Raw genomic sequence first — 18,583 nt, 5'->3', positions numbered from 1 at the left:
CGGGCGGAGTCGTGAGGCGCCTTCGACCAGGGCGTGGCCGCTAGCCAGCTGTACCGGGTGTGCGCCAGTTGCGCGGCGATGCTCCCGGCTGGCCACGCGCCGCCGAGACGGTGAGGACGCGCAAGAGCCCTGGGACGGCATAGCCCGGGCTGGTGAGCTCATCCGTCGCCCGTGGGCACGGTGATCCTGGCGCGCAGCGCGAACTCATGCTCTATGCCGGGGACCCAGGAGGCGCCGAACGCGATGAGAAGCGCGGCCTCCTCGGCGCTCACCGGCAGGTCCTTGTGCCGCCGAACCCGCTTGCGCAGTTCCTTGTGCCCGATCGCCGCGACCGCCCTGTCTGCGGCTTTCGTCGTATGTTCCGGATCGAGCACATGCATGCCGGACCAGGCGAACGTCACGAACCACCACGCGAGCGGCAGGAAGTTCCACGCGTTCGCGAGCGTGACCGGCTCGGTTTCGGAGGCGCTCCACCCCGCCAGAGTCGCGTACAGCAGGCACGGCCCGGTCGATGCCATCATCAGGAACAGGTAGGGCAGCCGGAGGTAACTCCTTGTCTTGGGGGTGACCACCAGGCGGTATTCCCGCAGTCGCGCGCGCAGCCCGTCGACCGCGGACTTCACGCGCTCGTCGTCGGCGATGGTCCCCAGGGTGGCGCCGTCGGGCCTGGCGGCCACCGCCGCGACGACTGCGTCCTCCAAGGGCCCGAGCCGGCGCTGCGCCGGCCCCATCACCCGCATGCCGCGCCCCCCGGCCAGCCCGAGCACCTGATCCACCCGCAGCGCTCCGAGCACGGTCGGCAGCAACCGCCTTTTCTCATCAGTGAAGCTCCATAGGCAGGCCACCTCGTAGGGATGCAGTTCCCGCGACAGCGCCGGGCCGCGGCACAGGAACCGCCTCCACATAGCCGCGATTGGGCAGCTCACCACGAGGCTCGCGGTGAGAGTCACGAACGCGACGTTCTGAGTGCTCAAGACCGCCCCCGATGCTTGATCGCCTTCGTCGGGTTGGACGCGGTGCGTCGCCCGAAGGTTGGGGTGGGCCGGTCAGCGATGCTCTGGGACTGGGAGGGCACCTGGTGTCTGCGGGACGGTGACACCGGGGGCGGCAGGCCGGCGCCAGCGGTCCGGTGATACGCCTTCTGCTTTGGGGTGGCGGACGCGGGGGCCGGCTCGTGGGGACGGAGGCCGCGAGCCGGCCGGTATGCGGTCGGGCGGTTCAGGCGCCGAAGGTCTGCCTGATCTCTACGGTGCCTTCCCAGGCGGGCCAGTGCTTGCGGTGGACGTCGAGGAACTTGGTCGCCCAGGCCGTCGCCTCGTCCAGGTCGGCCACCTCGTAGATGGCGTAGGCGTCGGCGGAGACGGAGTCGCAGCCGTCGGTCCTGGTGATCTGGCCCCCGTTGAGGGAGACGCGGACGCTGTCCGCGGGGAGCGACAGGCCCGCCGACTCGACCAGGGTCTTGCCGGCCTGGTCGCCGAGCGCGGCGATGGCACCGAAGACCTCGGGGGGCGGGGGGCCGAAGTCGCCGCTGGACTTGAGCAGGGTCATGAATCGCATCTGGTCGCTCCCTGTGTGGTTCTGGTTGATGGCTCAACCCTGGCGGCCGGTACTTCCGGACGGCTTCAGAACGACTTTGGGGGGCCCTGAAGTAGTGTGACGACGTGCGATTCGAAGTCTTGGGGCCGCTGGTCGTGCGCACTTCGGCAGGTGAGCTCGTCAAAGTGCCGGATCGCAAGGTCCGGGCGCTGCTGGCCGATCTTTTGGTGAGTGCGGGACGGCCCGTCTCGGCCGATCGGCTGATCGACGATCTGTGGGGCGAGGAGCTGCCCGCCAACCCCACGGCCACGCTGCAGACGCGGGTCTCGCAGCTGCGCAAGGCCCTTGAGGACGCCGAGTCCGGCGGTCGGGCCCTCGTGGTGACCCGGCCGCCGGGCTATCTGCTGGACATCGCCGCGGAAGACCTGGACGCGGGCCGTTTCCGCGCGCTGGCCGAGCGGGCACGGGGGACGGCCGACCCGCGGCAGCGCGCCTCGCTGTTCGCCGACGCGCTGGGGCTGTGGCGCGGCCACGCCTTCGCCGACGTGGGCGACGAGCCCTTCGCGCGGGCCGCGATCGACCGGCTGGACGAGGAACGCCTGGTGGTCATGGAGGAGCATGCCGAGACCCGGCTCGATCTCGGCGACCACGACCTGCTGGTCGCCCCGCTCGGCGAGCTGACCGCCCGGTACCCGTACCGGCAGCGGCTGCGCGCCATCCAGGTCAAGGCGCTCTACCGCACCGGACGGCACGCCGAAGCGCTGGAGGCCTACCAGAGCCTGCGGACCCTGCTGACCGAGAGCCTCGGTCTCGATCCGGATCCGGAGCTGGACGCCCTCCATCAGGCGGTCCTCCGGCAGGATCCGGGCCTGGCGGCGCCCGTGGCGTCCCGTCTGCCCTCGGCCTTGACGCCGCTGATCGGACGGGACGCCGAGCTGGCGGACCTGCTCGCCCAGGACCACCGCCTGATCACCTTGACCGGTCCCGGCGGCGTCGGCAAGACGGTTCTGGCGCTGGAGGCGGCGCGCCGCCGCGAGCAGATCCATGACGTGCGGCTGGTCGAGCTGGCGACGCTCCCGGCCGACGCCACACCCGAAGACCTGGACGCGGTGATCGGCCCGGCCCCGCAAACCGGTCTGCTGGTGCTGGACAACTGCGAGCACGTGGTCGACCGCGCCGCGAAGGTCATCGACCGGCTGCTGCGCGAATCGCCCCGGCTGCGGGTCCTGGCGACCAGCCGGGAACCCCTCGGGATCTCCGGGGAGCAGGTGCGCCCGGTGCGCCCGCTCGATCTGCCCGTCTCGGCGGTGTCGGCGTCCGCGTCCAGCGCGGTCCGGCTGTTCGTCGCCCGTGCCGCCGACAGCCAGCCGGGCTTCGCGCTCACCCCGGACACGCTGCCCGCCGTCGTCGAGATCTGCCGCCGCCTGGACGGCCTGCCGCTGGCGCTGGAGCTCGCCGCGACGAGGATCAGGTCGCTCGGGCTGCGGGAGCTCGCCGAACGCCTCGATGACCGGTTCCGCATCCTGGCCACCCGCCGCCAGACGCTCCGGGCGGTGATCGAATGGAGCTGGGGGCTGCTGTCGGCCGACGAGCGGGCGGTGCTGCGGCGACTGGCCATGCACGCCGACGGCTGGACGCTCCGCGCGGCCGAGCACGTCTGTGCCGAGGGGGACGTCGGCTCGTTCGAGGTCGCCGACCTGCTGTCGCGGCTGGTGGATCGGTCGCTGGTCGTCCGGGCCGACTCGGCTCTCGGTTCCCGATTCCGGCTGCTGGAGAGCATCAGGGCCTTCGCGCTGGAACAGCTGGCCGAGGCGGGCGAGCTCGACGCGACCAGGGCGCGTTACGTCCGGTACTACGAAGGGCTCGCTCAACGCACGGAGCCGCGCCTTTACGGGTTCGCGGGCATGTTCACCCACCTGGAGGAGCTCTACAGCACCTCCCAAGAGCGCACAGTGATGGCGGCGCCCCCGGCCACCCGGGTGCGCACGGTGGCCTCCGCGGACGGGACGGACATCGCCTACCAGCGATCCGGGGACGGCCCGCCCCTCATCATCGTCGGCGGCGCCCTGAACGACAGGACCGCCGCGGCCGCCCTGGCGCAGCGGCTGTCGCAGCGGTTCGCCGTCCACGTCTACGACCGGCGCGGACGCGGCCACAGCGGCGACCACCCGGCCTACTCCGTCCAGAAGGAGCTCGATGATCTGGCCGCACTGGGCGAGGTCGTCGCCGGCGTCCCGTATGTCCTCGGCTTTTCCTCCGGTGCGGTCCTCGCGGCCGAGGCCGCCGCTCGCGGGCTGCCGATGGCGGCCCTCGCCCTGATCGAGCCGCCGTTCATCCTCGACCAGACCCGCGCGCCCATGCCCGCCGACATGGCCGCCCGCCTGACCCGGCTCATCTCCGCGGACCGTCGAGGCGACGCGGTCGAGCTGTTCCTGATCAACGGCATCGAGATGCCGGCCGAGGTCGTCGCCCCCATGCGCGGAGCCCCCCTCTGGCCCGACCTCGAAGCGATGGCGCACACCATCCCCTACGAGCTGGCCGTCATGGACACCTGGGCGGTTCCCGACCACTGGGCCCGGGTCCGGCAGCCGGCCCTGGTCATCGTGGGCAGCACCAGCGCGCACTGGCGCCGGTACGCCGCGCGGGCGGTCGCCGACACGCTCCCCGCGGGCCGCCTCCACACCCTCGACGACCAGCCCCACGACGCCGCTCCGCACATCCTGGCCCCGATCCTGGAGCAGTTCTTCCTCGCGTGATTCAGAGGTAGCGGAGCCAGAGGTAGGGGGTGGCGATCGCGGTCGAACCGAAGGGCGCCTTCGAGTGGCCGCTCGGATGCCCCGGCCATCATGCCGTCCCAGACCATGAGTTGAGCGCATCGAACGCCTGTTGAATCAGACGTCCTCCTGAATAAAGCGGATGTTCTCGGCGAGGGCCTCTGATGCGGCGGGCAGATCGGCCAGGCGGGTCGCGAGCGTGGCGAGACCGAGGCGCTCGGGGAGCGCTTCGTCGGTGACGCCGGCGAGGGTCGCGGTCAGGACGGCGTTGGCGCGGTAGCCCGAAAAGGTCCACCAGCGCAGGTCCGAACCGTCGCGAAGGATGACGGTGCCGCCCGGATGAACGGTTGGCAGCGATGCTTCGCGGGCCTTGGCGAGATGGACGACCGCACGCCGGGTCAGGTGCACGGGGGGATCGGCGCCCAGAAGGACGTCTCGGCACGCGTGGGACAGGGCATGAGACGCGCCCGCGATGGCCGCGGAGAACCAACGGGCCTTGCCGCGCAGGTCGGACGGTTCCACGAAACAGCGTCGACGTTTCCAGTCCACCCAGAGCACCTTCCAGTTCCGCCCGCCCAGGAGCAGCACGCGGGGCCCGGAGACCCGCTCGGTGAGGAGCATCGGGTCGGTCCGGCCCCATGCCACAGCGCCACCCTCCGTCCCAGCCAGCCGGTGTAGGTCTCCAACCGGGGAAGCAAGTTGTTGAGCAGGGCCTTCAGCGGGCACACGTAGATCACCGACAGGCCCGTCCAGCGCCCGTCCTCCATCGCCGTCAGCAGTGGGAAGCAGGCCGCCTCGGGCTTGCCACCGGCGGGCAGCGCGTCCGCCCCGGCCTTGACCGGCGCGATCGCGTCGCGCTGGAGAGGCCGAAGCGTCCGCCAGCCGAGGGTGTTGACGATGTGGTGGGCGAGCGCGGGCGCCAGCTCGTCGATCACAGCCCGAGATCGACGAAGATGGACCTCTGGCCGCGCGTCTGCTGGCTTCGGCAAGGGAGCCGACAAGCGGACGGCCGAGAAGGCTGCCGAGGCGCTGCGGAAGGTCGTCCCGAGGGAGCATCCGCTACACGAGGCGGCCCAGTCTATCCTTCGCGAACTCTAACGTTGGCCGGGGCCGTTGACGATCTTCGCGGTGATCAGGGAGTTCCAGCGGAGGACAGTTCCGGCCTTGGCCACCGCGTTCTTGCCAGGGCCCTCACCGTTGACGGGGATGTCGCGGGCAGCCTCGACGCCTGTGCCGAGGTAGCGGTAGGTCTTGGGGTCGATGAGGATGCTCGTCCGCTCGCCGAGGTGGTTCACGTGGGCGAAGGCGTCGCCCGTCCGGCCGATCAGGTCGGGGACGTCGCGCCGGAGCGTCACGCCGGGGATCTTGGGCAGTGCCCGGTAGACCGCCGCCTGGAGCTTGGGGGAGATCGGATTCTGGAGCATCTTGTCCAGCATTTCGAACACGTCGTCGTGCCGGGTCTTGCCGACCTGGTTCGGGTAGTGGACGGCGTAGAGCTTGCGCAGCAGCGCGTCCGGCTCCGTGGGCAACGTGTGGTAGTTCCGCATCCGGTAGCCCACGTTCCCCTTGGGGCTTATCCACGATCCGGTCTCCGTGGTGCGGTAGTCGACCACGAGCTGCTTGGTTCGGTAGCTGATGAAGGCGACGCCCAGTTCGTCGATGCGCTCCCAGTGCTCGACGGGCTCGCTCCAGGAGCGGTCGACGCCCTTCCACCAGGTGTTCATTTCGAACCCGCCAGCGGTCCGGGCCTTGACGTAGACCCACTGCTTTGGGTCGGGGGCGGAGTAGGGCCTGTCCTCGATGGCGCGGGCCGCGCGGTCGCCGAACTCGGCGGCCGAGGCGGCCGGGCCGCCGTCGCCGTCCAGGCTCTGGACGAGGGTGAGGCCGGTTCCGACGGCGACGGTGAGGCATGCCGCGACGCCGACGCGGAGCGCCACGCGGCGGCGGGGCCGTGGCTCCCGAGTATCGGCAATTTCCCGGAGGCGGGCGCGCACGGTCTCTTCCCGCTCGACGGGCATCGGCACCGGGCCGCCCCGGAAACGCTTGATCACGTTGAGGTCGTCCATCACGTTCATCCCTTCGTCCCGGGGCCGAGGTCGTGCCAGGTGTCGGCGAGCGCAGAGCGCACCTTGCGCCGCGCCCGGTGCAACCGCGAGCGCACCGTTCCGATCCGGAGGCCGAGCGCGTCGGCGACCTCCTCGTAGGTCAGGTCCCCCCAGGCGACCAGCAACAGGACGTCGCGGTCGCCGCGCGAGAGGCCGGCGAGCGCCCCCGCGAGGGGACGTTCGAGGTTCTGCGCGGCGACGCGTTCGAGGACGGCGTCGTCCATCGGCAGGTCGACCGGGTCGTCGCCGGTGCGGTGGAGCGTCCGGTAGTACCGCTCCTCCGTCCTTCGGTGGCGGGCGATCAGGTTGGTGGCGATTCCGTAAAGCCAGGGCCTGGCCAGCGAGCGGGTTTGGTCGTAGGCGTGGCGCTGGCGGAAGGCGGCGAAGAACGTCTCGGCGACGATGTCCTCGGCCGCCTGGACGCCGAGACGCCGCGCCGCGTAGTCGTGGATCCGATGGCCGTGGCGGTCGAACAGCACCGAGAACCACTCGGGTTCGTCCAGCGACAGCGCGATCACGCCCGCATCGTCCAGCTGCTGCGCCTGTTCCGGGTCGATCACCGCGGCGGTCACCGCGACAACCAGTGTCTGTGCATGTCGTGCCCCTTCACGATGGGGGTTTCGTGCGCACTGGTTGTTTCCCGGCCGACCGGATCGAGTTCACGCGTGTCTATTTTGTCGAGGAGGCGGGACAGGGGCGGGTCAGAGGTAGCGGAGCCAGAGGTAGGGGGTGGCGATCGCGATGGTGACGATGGTGACGACGAGGCCGTATTTGGTGAAGTGCCAGAAGCTGATGGGGGAGCCGTTGCGGGCGGCGATGCCCAGGACGACGACGTTGGCGCTGGCGCCGATGGCGGTGGCGTTGCCGCCCAGGTCGGCGCCGAGGGCCAGGGCCCACCACAGGACCTGGCCTTCGCCGGGGGGATGCTGCTGGACGAGGTCGGCGACGATGGGGCTCATGGTCGCGACATAGGGGATGTTGTCGACGATGGCCGACAGCCCTGCGGAGGCCCAGAGCAGCAGGAAGGTGGCGAAGGCGAGGTCGCCGTCGGTGGCGTCGGCGGCGGCCTTGGAGAGGTCGCCGATGACGCCGGTCTCGACCAGCCCGCCGACCATGACGAACAGTCCGGCGAAGAACACCAGCGTGGGCCATTCGACCTCGTCCAGGGCCTGCTGGGTGGTGACCTTGGTGGCGGCGACCAGGATTCCGGCGCCCAGCAGCGCCACGACCGAGGGTTCGTAGTGCAGGACGGGGTGCAGCACGAACGCGGCGACCACCACACCCAGAACGGTCAGGGCCTGCCAGAGCAGCCGGGGGTTGGTGATGGCCTCCTTTTCCTCCAGTGCCATGACGTCGGCGGCGCGCTCGGGGTCGTAGACGAACGCGGACCGGAACAGCCAGCGGATCAGGACGCAGTACACCGCCATCAGCAGCACGATCAGCGGTGCGAGGTGGACGAGGAAGTCGTTGAAGGACAGGTCGGCGCGGGAGGCGATGATGATGTTGGGCGGGTCGCCGATCAGGGTGGCGGTGCCGCCGATGTTGGAGGCCATCACCTCGGCGATCAGGTAGGGCACGACCTTGAGGGCGAGGCGGTCGCAGACCAGGAACGTCACCGGCGCGATCAGCAGGACGGTGGTGACGTTGTCCAGCAGCGCGGAGGCGACCGCGGTGATGACGCAGAGCATGACCATGAGCCGGTAGGGGCGGCCGCGGGCCCGTTTGGCGGCCCAGATCGCGACGTATTCGAACACGCCCGTCTGGCGCAGCACCGAGACGATCACCATCATGCCCAGCAGCAGGAAGATGACGTTCCAGTCGATGCCGGTGTGCTCGGAGAAGAACCCCTTCTCGGCGTCGGTGATGTGGAACATCAGCATCAGCCCGGCGCCGCCGAGCGCGACGGCGGTGCGGTGGATCTTCTCCGAGGCGATCAGGATGTAGGCGCCGACGAACACCACGATCGCGAGGGCGGCGTCCACGTCAGGCCCCCGCCCGGACGGACCGACGCGGACGTGAGCGCCCGCGAACGCGGGGTCGAGCCGGTGAACCGCCAGTCACAGGTGGGCCTTTCGGGGAGGGGTCGGCTGGGACCTGCCGACCAGACTTCCCGGCTCACCGATCACCGACCTTAACGCCTCCTTGACGGGCTCTCCACCGGCGGCGCCGTCCGGGGCGTCATAGCGTCGCGGTATCCGGCGACGAGCGCCGCACCGGCGACGTCGTGACCGTCTCCCAACGCCTGTTCCGTCTCGTGGACAAATAGCCGGACGGTTCGGTCCCGCGGCCGGATCGTTTAGCGGCCAGCCGGATTCAAATGGGGCTTCCGTCAAGGTAAAGAATGCGCTAAAGTTACCACTGGTGTGCCGGGAAGCCTGGTCGGCGAGACAGGATACGTCTCTGATCAGGAGGGTTGTATGACTCCCCGGCACTTTTTCGTTCTCCGATGTCAGCAGCCTTTCCCTCCCGCCCCCGCCCCCGCCCCCGCCCCCGCCCCCGGCTTCGGCCTGCGCGTCCGCGCTCAGGCGGCGGCGTTCCCCGATAGTCGCCCCACGAGGTGCCGCGTTCGCGGCTGAGCCTCGCTCCTCGCTTTCCAAGGTCAGGTCGTCGCATTCTTTGCGGCGATCCGATAACTCCTGCCCTGACGCGGAGGCGCTTTATCGTGGGCGAATTCATTGAGGTCGCGTTCGGATTTCCGACCGCGCTGTTCAGCTTTTCATTGGTCGTGGTCGCGGGGTACTGGGCGATGGTGCTGCTCGGCGCGCTGGGGACCGAGGTCCTGGACGCCGATGTCGACACAGGGGCCGACATCGGTATGGGGGACGGCGGTACCGGCGGGCTGGGCGGCCTGCTCGCCGCGAGCGGGCTGGGCGGGGTGCCGGCCACCGTGGTGCTGTCCTCGCTGATCGTGGTGGCCTGGTTCGTGAGCCTGGTGGGCTCGGTGCTGCTGGGCGGTCTCGTCGGCGAGCCGGCGGGAGGTCCGGCGGTGCTGCTGGTGGCGTTGGGGGCGGCCTGGTGGTGCACCCGGCTGTCGGTGGTGCCGCTGCGGCGGGTCTTCCGGAGCGATGTGGGCGCCTCGCTGCGGGACTTCGTGGGGCTCACCTGCGTCATCCGCACCGGACGGGTGGGGCCGGACTTCGGCCAGGCCGAGGTGACCGCGCCCGACGGGTCGTCGGCGATCGTGCAGGTCCGGCGGCCCGAGTCCGACGTCCCGGTGGCGGGCGCGCGGGCGGCGGGAGGCGCTCTCACCGCCGGCAGCACCGCGCTGATCTTCGACTACGACCCGCGGGGCGCCTTCTTCTGGGTGATGCCGTACGACGCGGCGGCGATCACCGACGGTCTCTGACGTCCCGCGTCGGAGCCGAGTACTTCCCGTTTTCTTTCCCCCCAGTAGAGAGGGATCTGTGATGGACACCATCACGATAGGCATCGGCGTGGTCATCGCCATGGGCCTGCTCGTCGGGCTCGCGCTGATCTTCGTGGTCACACGGTTGTTCCGCAAGGTCGACCAGGGCAAGGCGCTGATCATTTCGAAGGTCAAGAAGGTGGACGTGACGTTCACCGGCGCGGTGGTGCTGCCGGTGCTGCACAAGGCCGAGCTGATGGACATCTCGGTGAAGACCATCGACATCGAGCGGTCCGGACGTGACGGGCTGGTCTGCAAGGACAACATCCGGGCCGACATCCGCATCACGTTCTTCGTGCGGGTCAACAAGACCGCCGAGGACGTCATCAAGGTGGCGCAGGCGATCGGCACCGCGCGCGCCAGCGACCAGGAGACGCTCCAGGAGCTTTTCTCGGCCAAGTTCTCCGAGGCGCTGAAGACGGTCGGCAAGCATCTGGACTTCGAGGACCTCTACACCCGCCGCAAGGAGTTCCGCGACCACATCATCGCGGTGATCGGCACGGATCTGAACGGGTACAGCCTGGAGGACGCGGCGATCGACTATCTGGAGCAGACCTCGCTGCTGTCGCTGGACAAGTCCAACATCCTCGACGCGCAGGGCATCCGGAAGATCACCGAGCTGACCGCGATCCAGCACGTGCGGACCAACGAGCACGCGCGCACGGAGGAGAAGGAGATCAAGCGGCAGGACGTGGAGGCGCGCGAGGCCATCCTGGAGCTGGAGCGGCGGCAGGCCGACGCCGAGCTCAAGCAGCAGCGCGAGATCGAGACCGTGCGGGCACGGGAGCAGGCGCAGATCGAGCAGGTGCAGGCCGAGGAGCGGCTGCGGTCGCAGACCGCGAACATCCGCACCGATGAGCGGCTCGGCGTCCAGACCGAGAACCGCGACCGCGAGGTCGCGGTGGCCGCCAAGAACCGGGAACGGGTCATCGCGATCGAGAGCGAGCGGATCGAGAAGGACCGCCAGCTGGAGGTCATCGCCCGCGAGAGGGAGACCGAGCTGACCAAGATCTCGGCGAACAAGGAGGTCGAGGGCGAGAAGCGCGACATCGCCGAGGTGATCCGCGAGCGGATCGCGGTCGAGCGGACGGTCGCCGAGCAGGAGGAGAGCATCAAGCGGCTGCGGGCCACCGAGGAGGCCGAGCGGGAGCGCCAGGCCATCGTGATCCGCGCCGAGGCCGAGGCGCAGGAGAACCTGGTCAAGGACATCAAGGCGGCCGAGGCGGCCGAGGCCGCGGCGCGGCACCGGGCCGGTGAGCAGCTGGTGCTGGCCGAGACGCGCCAGCAGACCGCCGACCTGGACGCCACTGCCAAGATCCGGCTCGCCCAGGGAGTCCAGGCCGAGGCCGCCGCGCTCGGGCTCGCCGACGTCCAGGTCCGGGAGCGGGACGCGGAGGCGATCGAGAAGGTGGGCCGCGCCGAGGCCGCCGTGGCGCAGGAGAAGGCGCTGGCGGAGGCCGCCGCGATCAGGGAGAGGCTGAAGGCGGAGGCCGAGGGCCTCACCGACAAGGCCGCCGCGATGGCCGCCCTGGACGAGGCCACCCGGCAGCACGAGGAGTTCCGGCTGCGGCTGGAGGCCGACAAGGACGTCCGGCTGGCCGCCATCGAGGGGCAGCGGCAGGTCGCCGAGGCGCAGGCGTCCGTGCTGGCCACCGGTCTGGAGAGCGCCGACATCAGCATCGTCGGCGGCGACAGCGTGTTCTTCGACCGCCTGGTCGGGTCGATCTCGCTCGGCAAGAGCGTGGACGGCTTCGTCGGCAACTCCGAGGTCGCGCGGAACCTCGCCGGACCGTGGCTGGACGGCTCGGGCGGCTTCACCGACGACATCTCCCGCCTGCTCGGCTCGCTGGGCACCGGCGGCGTCCGGGACCTGACCCTCTCGGCGCTGCTGCTGCGGCTGATCAAGGCGGGCGGTCCGGAGACCGACCGGCTGCACGAGCTGCTGCGCACCGCCGAGCGACTCGGGGTGGCCGAGGCGCCCCTCGACCAGGCCGCCGCGGCGGCGGCGCCGCACGCCGTCACCGTGAACAACGTCGACGCGGTCCGGCACTGACCATCCAGGTTCGCCGCCGGTGCCCCGAACGAGGGCACCGGCGGCCCGACGTCCCAGGAGGTTCGCGTGAGCGAGCTCGCCACCGAGGTCACCGACGAGCGGGTCGTTCCGGAGACCGGCCCCGCCGCCGAGGCGGGGCTCGACCGCGGCACCTATGAGGTGCTGCGCGCCCGGCTGGCCGGTCATGCCGCCGATCTGGCGGGACGCGCCCAGGCGCTGAACGCCCGGCGGCTGGAGGTGTTCGGCGGCACCGAGCTGCGGCTGGCCGGGACCGAGCGGATCCGCACCGAGCACGGCTGCGTGCCGCGCGACATCGTCGCGATCGGCGACACGCTGCTGTTCGGCTTCAACGTGTTCCTCGGCCTCAAGCCGGAGACGGGCGTCGGTGACGTGTTCGCGCTGCACCGCTTCGTCCGCGACGGCGCGGGCGCGGCCTTCGAGGAGGCGGACCCGGGGTCGGTGCCGGGGCTGCTGGACGACCCGGCGTTCCAGCGCGACTTCGCCGAGCTGTACCGGTACTACCGGCAGGCCCGGCTCCTCCAGCTGCGGCTGGTGGACGGCCGGTTGCTGGCGGTGTTCCAGACCGGCCCGCGCCTCACCGACCTGCGGGTGCTGCGGTGGCGTGTCGGCACCGACGGCACCGTGGTCTACGAGGACAACCAGGGCGAACGCGACCACGTGTTCCCGCCGTCCCACGACTTCAGGTGGGCGCCGACCACCCGCGAGGACCATGTCCCGGGACGGCACCCGCACATCTCGATCGACGGCGCGGTGTTCGTCGAGACCGTCGCCGGGACCCTCACCGTCAAGGTCGAGGACGACACCGAGACCGGCCACGGGATCTACAGCGAGCCGGTCGACGAGCCGCTGCAGAGCCTGGCCGACGCCGACGTGGCCTACGCCCGGGTCGGGGCGCTGATCCTGCTGCGCGTCCGCCCCTACAACGAGACCGCCTGGCGGTACCTGGTGTTCAACACCAGGACCAGGACGGTGACGCGCCTGGACGGCATCGCGCAGGCGTGCCGGCGCCTGCCCGAGGACCACGGGATCATCTTCCCCGGCGGCTACTACCTGGACACCGGCGTCGCCAAGACCTTCGACGCCGACACCCGGGACCTGGAGTTCGAGCGGGCCGTCCGTTCTCCCGACGGCGAGGACGTGCTGTACGTCTTCCACTCCCGGGGTGACGGACGGTCGCTGCTGCTGCCGTACAACGTGATCCGCAAGCGGGTCGCCGCCCCCATCACCTGCCACGGATACTCCCTGTTCGACGACGGCACCCTCGCGGTGCTGCGGGCGTTCTCCGACGAACCGGCCCGCGTCCACCCCCTCCAGGTGTGGCGGACCCCGCTGGTGTCGGACGCGCACGCCGCCGCCCAGCCGGTCGGCACCGGACCGCTGGAGCGGATCGGCAACGCCGACCTGGTCCGCGGTGTGTCCGACTGCCTGTCGGTGGCCCGCATGGTCGAGGAGATGGCCCCCTCGTCCGAGGTGTTCGAGGCGCTCATCGCCGCCTGCGTCCGCACGGCCGACCGCCACCACTGGCTGGACGAGCACGGCCTGGGGGCGCCGCTGGCCGACGTCCGCGCCACCGCCCGGCAGGTCCTAGACGAGTACGAGAACGTCCGGGCCCTCACCGAGCAGGCCGGGGCCGCCGTCGACGAGGCCGCCGAGCGGACCCTGGCCCTGGTGCGCCGGTCGGCCGCCGAGACGCCGGACGGCGCCGACGCCTGGGTGACCCGGCTCGCCGAGCTCCGCCGGGCCCGGGGACGGCTGGAGACCCTGCGGGAACTGCGGTACGCCGACACCGGCCGGATCGACGACCTGGCCGCCGCCGTGGAGGCGGAACTGGCCGCCTGCGGGCCGCGCGCGGTCGGGTTCCTGTGCGGCGCCGACGCCTTCACCGGCTACCACGCCGCCGTCGACGACCTGGTCGCCGAGGCCGGGCGCATCGGCACCGTCGCCGCCGCCGAGCCGGTCACCGACCGGATCGCCGCGCAGACCGAGGGGCTGGAGATCGTCACCGAGGTCGTGGGCACCCTCGACATCGCCGACGCCACCGTCCGCACCGCCATCCTCGAACACGTCGGCGAGGTGCTGGGCGGCCTCAACCGGGCCCGCGCCGTGCTGGCGGAACGGCGCCGCACCCTGCTGGACTCCGAGGGCCGGGCCGCGTTCGCCGCCGAGTTCGCGCTGCTCGACCAGGCCGTCGCCGCCGCCCTGGCCGCCGCCGGTACGCCCGAACGCTGCGACGAGCAGCTCGGGAGGCTGCTGCTGCGCATCGAGGGCCTCGAAGCCCGATTCGCCGAGTTCGACGACTTCGTGGCCGAGCTGGAAGGCAAGCGCGCCGACGTCTACGAGGCCCTGTCCAGCCGCAGGCAGGCGCTGCTGGACGAGCGGTCCCGCCGTGCCGGACGGCTGGCCGAGTCCGCCGGACGGATCCTGGCCGGTGTGCGGCGCAAGGCCGCGTCCCTGGCCTCCCTGGAGGAGGTCGCCACCTACTTCGCCACCGACGCGATGGTCGCGCGGCTGCGCGCCGTCGCCGGTGAGCTGCGCGACCTGGGCGACCAGGTGCGGGCCGAGGAGCTCGACGGCCAGATCAAGGCGGCCCGCCAGGAGGCCGGGCGGACGCTGCGCGACCGGCTCGACCTGTACGGCGACGGCGGCGACACCATCCGGCTCGGCGCGCACCGCTTCGCGGTCAACACCCGGCCGGTCGAACTCACCCTCGTCCCGCACGAGGACGCCATGACGTTCGCCGTCACCGGGACCGACTACCGCTTCCCCGTGACCGACGAGGAGTTCGCGCGGACCCGCCCGTTCTGGAGCCAGTCGATCGTCTCGGAGACCGAGCGGGTCTACCGCGCCGAATACCTCGCGGCCTCGCTGCTCACCGCGGCCGAAGCCGGGGACGGCGGCCTGTCCCTCGACGGCCTGCGCGAGGCCGCCGGCGGAACCGGCCTGCTCGAACTGGTACGGAAAGCGGCCGCCACCCGTTACGACGAAGGCTATGAACGCGGCGTCCACGACCATGACGCCGCCGCGATCCTGGACGTCCTCCTGCGCCTGTACTCCGGCGCCGGGCTGCTCCGCTACCCGTCCGCCGCGCGCGCCGCGGCTCAGCTGTTCTGGGCATACGGAACCCAAGATCCCCTCCGCGCGGCCTGGGCGGCGCGGGCCGGGTCATTGGCCCGCGCGCGCCGCGCGTTCGGCGGCGTCGGCGCCCTGCGCGAGCTGTCCGCCGAGTTCGGCGCGGCCATCGCCGCGTTCCACGAGCGCACGGGTCTCGCACCGGCCGACGCGGACCTCGCGGGGGAGTACCTGGTGGCGGAGCTGGCCGCGGCACCGGACGGATTCGTCACCGGCCAGGGCCCCCAGGCCATGCTGGACGGCTTCCGCCAAGCTCTCGGCGACGACCACATCGGTCTCGTCCACGACCTGCGGATCCTCGGCGACGACCTCGCCGCGCGGCACCAGCTCGCTCACGCGTGGCTCAACGCCTACGCCTCCGGCGCCCCCGACCTCCCCGAGGCCGTCGCGCTCCTGCTGTGCGGGGAGCTGACGCGCTACGTCCGGCCCGCCGCGCTGACGGGCACCGCCGACGACCTGCTCGGCTCCCACCCGCGCCTCACCGGCCGCCGTCTCGACCTGCGGCTGGACACCGACCTGGCCCGCCTGCGCGGCTTCCAGGACGAGCGCGTCCCGGCCTTCCGCGCCTACCAGCGGCAGCGCGACCGCCTGGTCACCGCGGAGCGGCGGCGGCTCCGCCTGGACGAGCACAAGCCCCGGGTGATGAGCGCCTTCGTCCGCAACCGGCTGCTGGACGAGGTCTACCTGCCGCTCATCGGCGACAACCTCGCCAAGCAGCTCGGCGCCACCGGCGACGCCAAGCGCACCGACCAGATGGGAATGCTGCTGCTCATCTCACCGCCCGGCTACGGCAAGACCACGCTCATGGAGTACGTCGCCGACCGTCTCGGCCTGGTCTTCGTCAAGGTCGACGGCCCCGCCCTGGGCCGCGACGTCACCTCGCTCGACCCCGCCCGGGCGCCCAGCGCCACCGCCCGCCGGGAGGTCGAGAAGATCAACTTCGCCCTCGAAATGGGCAACAACGTGCTGCTCCACCTGGACGACATCCAGCACACCGCGCCCGAACTCCTGCAGAAGTTCATCCCGCTGTGCGACGCGCAGCGCCGCGTCGAAGGCGTCCGGGACGGCCGTGCCCGCACCTACGACCTGCGCGGCAAGCGCTTCGCGGTCTGCATGGCGGGCAACCCCTACACCGAGTCGGGGCAGCGGTTCCATCTTCCCGACATGCTCGCCAACCGCGCCGACGTGTGGAACCTCGGTGACGTCCTGTCGGGCCGGGACGACCTGTTCGCCTTCAGCTACATCGAGAACGCGCTGACCTCGAACCCCGTCCTGGCGCCGCTGTCCACCCGCGACCGCGGCGACGTGGAACCGCTCGTCCGCCTGGCCGCCGGAGACCCGTCCGTCCGGCCCGACCGTCTCGCCCACCCCTACACGCGGGCCGAGCTCGACCAGGTCATGTCCGTCCTGCGCAAGGCGCTGCGCGTCCGCGACGTCGTCATGACGGTCAACCGCGCCTACATCGCCTCGGCCGCCCAGGCCGACCGCACGCGCACCGAACCGCCGTTCCGGCTCCAGGGTTCCTACCGCGACATGAACAAGCTCACCGAACGCGTCCTCCCGGTCATGAACGACGACGAGCTCGAAGCGCTCATCGACGACCACTACACCGGCGAGGCCCAGACCCTCACCGGCGGCGCCGAGGCCAATCTCCTCAAGCTCGCCGAGCTGCGCGGCACCCTCACGCCCGGCCAGGCCGCCCGCTGGGCCGAGATCAAGGCCGCTTACGTCCGCGACCAGCTCCGCGGCGACGACCCGGCCACCCGCGCCCTCGGCCTTCGCACCGCCGCGAACGCCCGCCACATCGAGTGACGCGCGTCCGGGCGGTGCTCATATCCATTGGGCGTCTTCGAAGGGGCGCACTTCGATCGGGGCTCCGCAGGCCAGGGCGCACTTCTCGGCCCAGGCGAGGGCCTGGTCCAGGTCTTCGCACAGGACCACCCAGAAACCGCCGAGCTGCTCCTTGGACTCGGCGAACGGGCCGTCGGTCATCGTGGTCAGGCCGTCCTGGGGACGGACGACCGTGGTGGCCGACGACCCCACCAGTCCGCCGACGAACACCCACGAACCGGCGGCCCGCATCTCTTCGGTGACCTTGGTCGTCCGGGCCATCTGCGCCCGTGTCTCCTCCTCGGGCGGCGACGGCGCGCTCTCGTCGAACTGGACGGCGAGCAGGTACTTCTTCACGGCGGGCTCCTCGTGGAGGGTCAGGCGGACAGGCGGCGGGCGACGGCCGGGATCACGATCGCGGCGGCCACCAGGTGCGTCAGCATAAGCAGCAGCTTGGTGGCCGTGGACGCGTCCGCGAGGACGTCCGGCACCAGCGACAGCGCGGTGAGCACGATCGTGGTGCGGACGAACGCCGTGCGCGGGCGGCGGGCCGTGCGGGCCAGCACCAGGGCGAGCCCCAGGCCCACGACGGAGAAGACGGCGGTCAGCACGGCGAACCCGGTCGGCGGGATCGGCTTGCCGCCGACGGCGAGGCTGATCCCGGCCAGATCGCCCGCCGCGGCGACGGCGGCGGTCGCCGCGGCCGCCACGGCGGCGGCGGTCAGGCCACCGGCGATCAGGCGCCGGGTGGAAGCGGTGGTGGTGATGGACGTGGCGGGTGCGGTGGTGACCGACATCGTGAACCTCCGGTGAGCGGTGGCCGGCGCTCTCGCCGGCCTCTCACCATGGCTACGAACGGACTCGCTGCCATCCGACACCCTCGCGAGAAAAAAATCTCAGACCGGAAAGGTCAGTCGACCAGGGCGCCGCAGGAGATGTTGACCTGGGTCGAGGTCAGGGTGCGGCCGCGGTCGGAGGCGACGAAGGCGGCCACGTGGCCGACGTCGGCGAGGGTGGCGGCGCGCTTGAGCTGGGTGCTGTCGATCATGCTCTGCCGGTGCGGCGCCATCTCCTCGGTGTCGGGCAGGGACTCCGGGATGCCGCCGGTGCGGAGGGTGACCACGCGCACGCCGTGCGGGCCGAGTTCGCAGCCCCACTGGCGTCGCATGCTCTCGATGAGGTCGAAGGTGATCTGCACGTTGCCGAGGCCGGGCGAGGGCACGTTGTCGGAGCCGCCGAAGTGCAGGATCACGCCGGAGCCCTGCTTGGTCATGTGCCGGGCGGCGGCCTTGGTGGTGATGAGGAACGTCTTGGCGATCCGCTGGAACGACGCCGCGAAGTCGTCGGCGGGCATGCCGAGGAGCGGGGTGAAGAGCGTCTGGTGCGTGATGACGTTCACCGAGATGTCGATGCCGCCGCCCTGCGCCGCGACCGAGGCGGTGTAGTCGTCGACGGCCCGCTCGTCGAGCGCGTCGACGAGCGCGGTCTCGGCGAGCCCGCCCGCCTCGCGGATCTGACCGGCGACCGCGTCGAGCTTGCCCTGGGTGCGTCCGGCCAGGAAGACCCGCGCCCCTTCGGCGGCGAAGCCGCGGGCCATGGCACCGCCGATGTCGCCGCCACCGCCGTAGATCACTGCCGTCTTGTTGTCGAGAAGCATCGTGCTCTCCGTTCTCTCGGGATGCCTCGACGGTAGGAGGACGCGGGGCGCGGCGCATCGGCCGTCTTTCCT

At 71.4% G+C, this 18,583-nt stretch carries 13 protein-coding genes and 1 pseudogene; 4 read left to right on the top strand and 10 right to left on the bottom strand.

Translation table 11 applies throughout. From position 1 onward, the window contains the following. Positions 1-158 precede the first annotated feature (158 nt). Entirely contained in the window at positions 159-974 is an 816-nt protein-coding gene (locus ACQPY4_RS33505; protein WP_433327838.1) for a TIGR04222 domain-containing membrane protein, read from the bottom strand. Between the two features lie 244 nt (positions 975-1,218). Then, positions 1,219-1,557, bottom strand: coding sequence for a YciI family protein (locus ACQPY4_RS33500; protein WP_433327836.1), 339 nt, complete (start codon positions 1,555-1,557; stop codon positions 1,219-1,221). A 104-nt stretch (positions 1,558-1,661) separates the two neighbouring features. Between ACQPY4_RS33500 and ACQPY4_RS33495 the strand changes: the two genes are divergently transcribed. Beyond that, entirely contained in the window at positions 1,662-4,292 is a 2,631-nt protein-coding gene (locus tag ACQPY4_RS33495) for an alpha/beta fold hydrolase (RefSeq protein WP_433327834.1), read from the top strand. Positions 4,293-4,427: 135 nt separating this feature from the next. On the opposite strand, the gene ACQPY4_RS33490 is transcribed toward ACQPY4_RS33495, so the two are convergent. The 5 genes and pseudogenes from ACQPY4_RS33490 to ACQPY4_RS33470 all read right to left on the bottom strand — a co-directional run bounded on the left by ACQPY4_RS33490 (position 4,428) and on the right by ACQPY4_RS33470 (position 8,397). Next, a complete protein-coding gene (locus ACQPY4_RS33490) occupies positions 4,428-4,931 on the bottom strand; it encodes a hypothetical protein (RefSeq protein WP_433339254.1) in 504 nt (167 codons plus the stop codon). A gap of 26 nt (positions 4,932-4,957) precedes the next feature. Further along, a pseudogene (locus ACQPY4_RS33485) lies at positions 4,958-5,245 on the bottom strand (DEAD/DEAH box helicase); the annotation flags it as partial. A gap of 159 nt (positions 5,246-5,404) precedes the next feature. Then, entirely contained in the window at positions 5,405-6,376 is a 972-nt protein-coding gene (locus tag ACQPY4_RS33480) for a CU044_5270 family protein (RefSeq protein ID WP_433327832.1), read from the bottom strand. Between the two features lie 5 nt (positions 6,377-6,381). Further along, positions 6,382-6,987 carry an RNA polymerase sigma factor gene (locus ACQPY4_RS33475; RefSeq protein WP_433327830.1) on the bottom strand — a complete coding sequence of 202 codons (606 nt, stop codon included), beginning with the start codon at positions 6,985-6,987 and terminating at the stop codon, positions 6,382-6,384. A 129-nt stretch (positions 6,988-7,116) separates the two neighbouring features. Then, positions 7,117-8,397, bottom strand: a complete 1,281-nt coding sequence (locus ACQPY4_RS33470) for an ArsB/NhaD family transporter (RefSeq protein ID WP_433327828.1) — start codon at positions 8,395-8,397, stop codon at positions 7,117-7,119. A gap of 680 nt (positions 8,398-9,077) precedes the next feature. Here ACQPY4_RS33470 and ACQPY4_RS33465 point away from each other — a divergent pair. From ACQPY4_RS33465 to ACQPY4_RS33455, 3 genes are all read left to right on the top strand, one after another. Then, complete coding sequence (locus ACQPY4_RS33465) at positions 9,078-9,761, top strand: hypothetical protein (RefSeq protein ID WP_433327826.1); 684 nt, start codon at positions 9,078-9,080, stop codon at positions 9,759-9,761. Between the two features lie 61 nt (positions 9,762-9,822). Then, complete coding sequence (locus ACQPY4_RS33460) at positions 9,823-11,874, top strand: flotillin family protein (protein WP_433327824.1); 2,052 nt, start codon at positions 9,823-9,825, stop codon at positions 11,872-11,874. 66 nt (positions 11,875-11,940) lie between these two features. Beyond that, the gene (locus ACQPY4_RS33455) at positions 11,941-16,836 is read left to right on the top strand and encodes a DNA repair ATPase (protein WP_433327822.1); all 4,896 of its coding nucleotides are present in this window, start codon (positions 11,941-11,943) and stop codon (positions 16,834-16,836) included. An 18-nt stretch (positions 16,837-16,854) separates the two neighbouring features. Here ACQPY4_RS33455 and ACQPY4_RS33450 read toward each other — a convergent pair whose 3' ends face one another. The 3 genes from ACQPY4_RS33450 to ACQPY4_RS33440 all read right to left on the bottom strand — a co-directional run bounded on the left by ACQPY4_RS33450 (position 16,855) and on the right by ACQPY4_RS33440 (position 18,511). Continuing rightward, the gene (locus ACQPY4_RS33450) at positions 16,855-17,211 is read right to left on the bottom strand and encodes a YciI family protein (protein WP_433327820.1); all 357 of its coding nucleotides are present in this window, start codon (positions 17,209-17,211) and stop codon (positions 16,855-16,857) included. 20 nt (positions 17,212-17,231) lie between these two features. Then, positions 17,232-17,651 (bottom strand): DUF6069 family protein, encoded by a 420-nt coding sequence (locus ACQPY4_RS33445; protein WP_433327818.1) that lies wholly within the window; start codon positions 17,649-17,651, stop codon positions 17,232-17,234. Positions 17,652-17,764: 113 nt separating this feature from the next. Then, complete coding sequence (locus ACQPY4_RS33440) at positions 17,765-18,511, bottom strand: SDR family NAD(P)-dependent oxidoreductase (protein ID WP_433327816.1); 747 nt, start codon at positions 18,509-18,511, stop codon at positions 17,765-17,767. Positions 18,512-18,583: the final 72 nt, after the last annotated feature.

Origin of the sequence: Spirillospora sp. CA-294931, assembly GCF_050946795.1 — a bacterium.
GTDB lineage: Bacteria > Actinomycetota > Actinomycetes > Streptosporangiales > Streptosporangiaceae > Spirillospora.
The sequence above is the reverse complement of the archived record's forward strand: the minus strand, read 5'-3'. Positions and strand labels throughout refer to the sequence as shown.

What these genes read in the sequence shown, in the direction of transcription:
- ACQPY4_RS33490 (WP_433339254.1), bottom strand. Translation starts at nt 4,931, where the DNA reads ATGCTCCTCACCGAGCGGGTCTCCGGGCCCCGCGTGCTGCTCCTGGGC.
- ACQPY4_RS33480 (WP_433327832.1), bottom strand. Translation starts at nt 6,376, where the DNA reads ATGGACGACCTCAACGTGATCAAGCGTTTCCGGGGCGGCCCGGTGCCG.
- ACQPY4_RS33500 (WP_433327836.1), bottom strand. Translation starts at nt 1,557, where the DNA reads ATGCGATTCATGACCCTGCTCAAGTCCAGCGGCGACTTCGGCCCCCCG.
- ACQPY4_RS33440 (WP_433327816.1), bottom strand. Translation starts at nt 18,511, where the DNA reads ATGCTTCTCGACAACAAGACGGCAGTGATCTACGGCGGTGGCGGCGAC.
- ACQPY4_RS33445 (WP_433327818.1), bottom strand. Translation starts at nt 17,651, where the DNA reads ATGTCGGTCACCACCGCACCCGCCACGTCCATCACCACCACCGCTTCC.
- ACQPY4_RS33460 (WP_433327824.1), top strand. Translation starts at nt 9,823, where the DNA reads ATGGACACCATCACGATAGGCATCGGCGTGGTCATCGCCATGGGCCTG.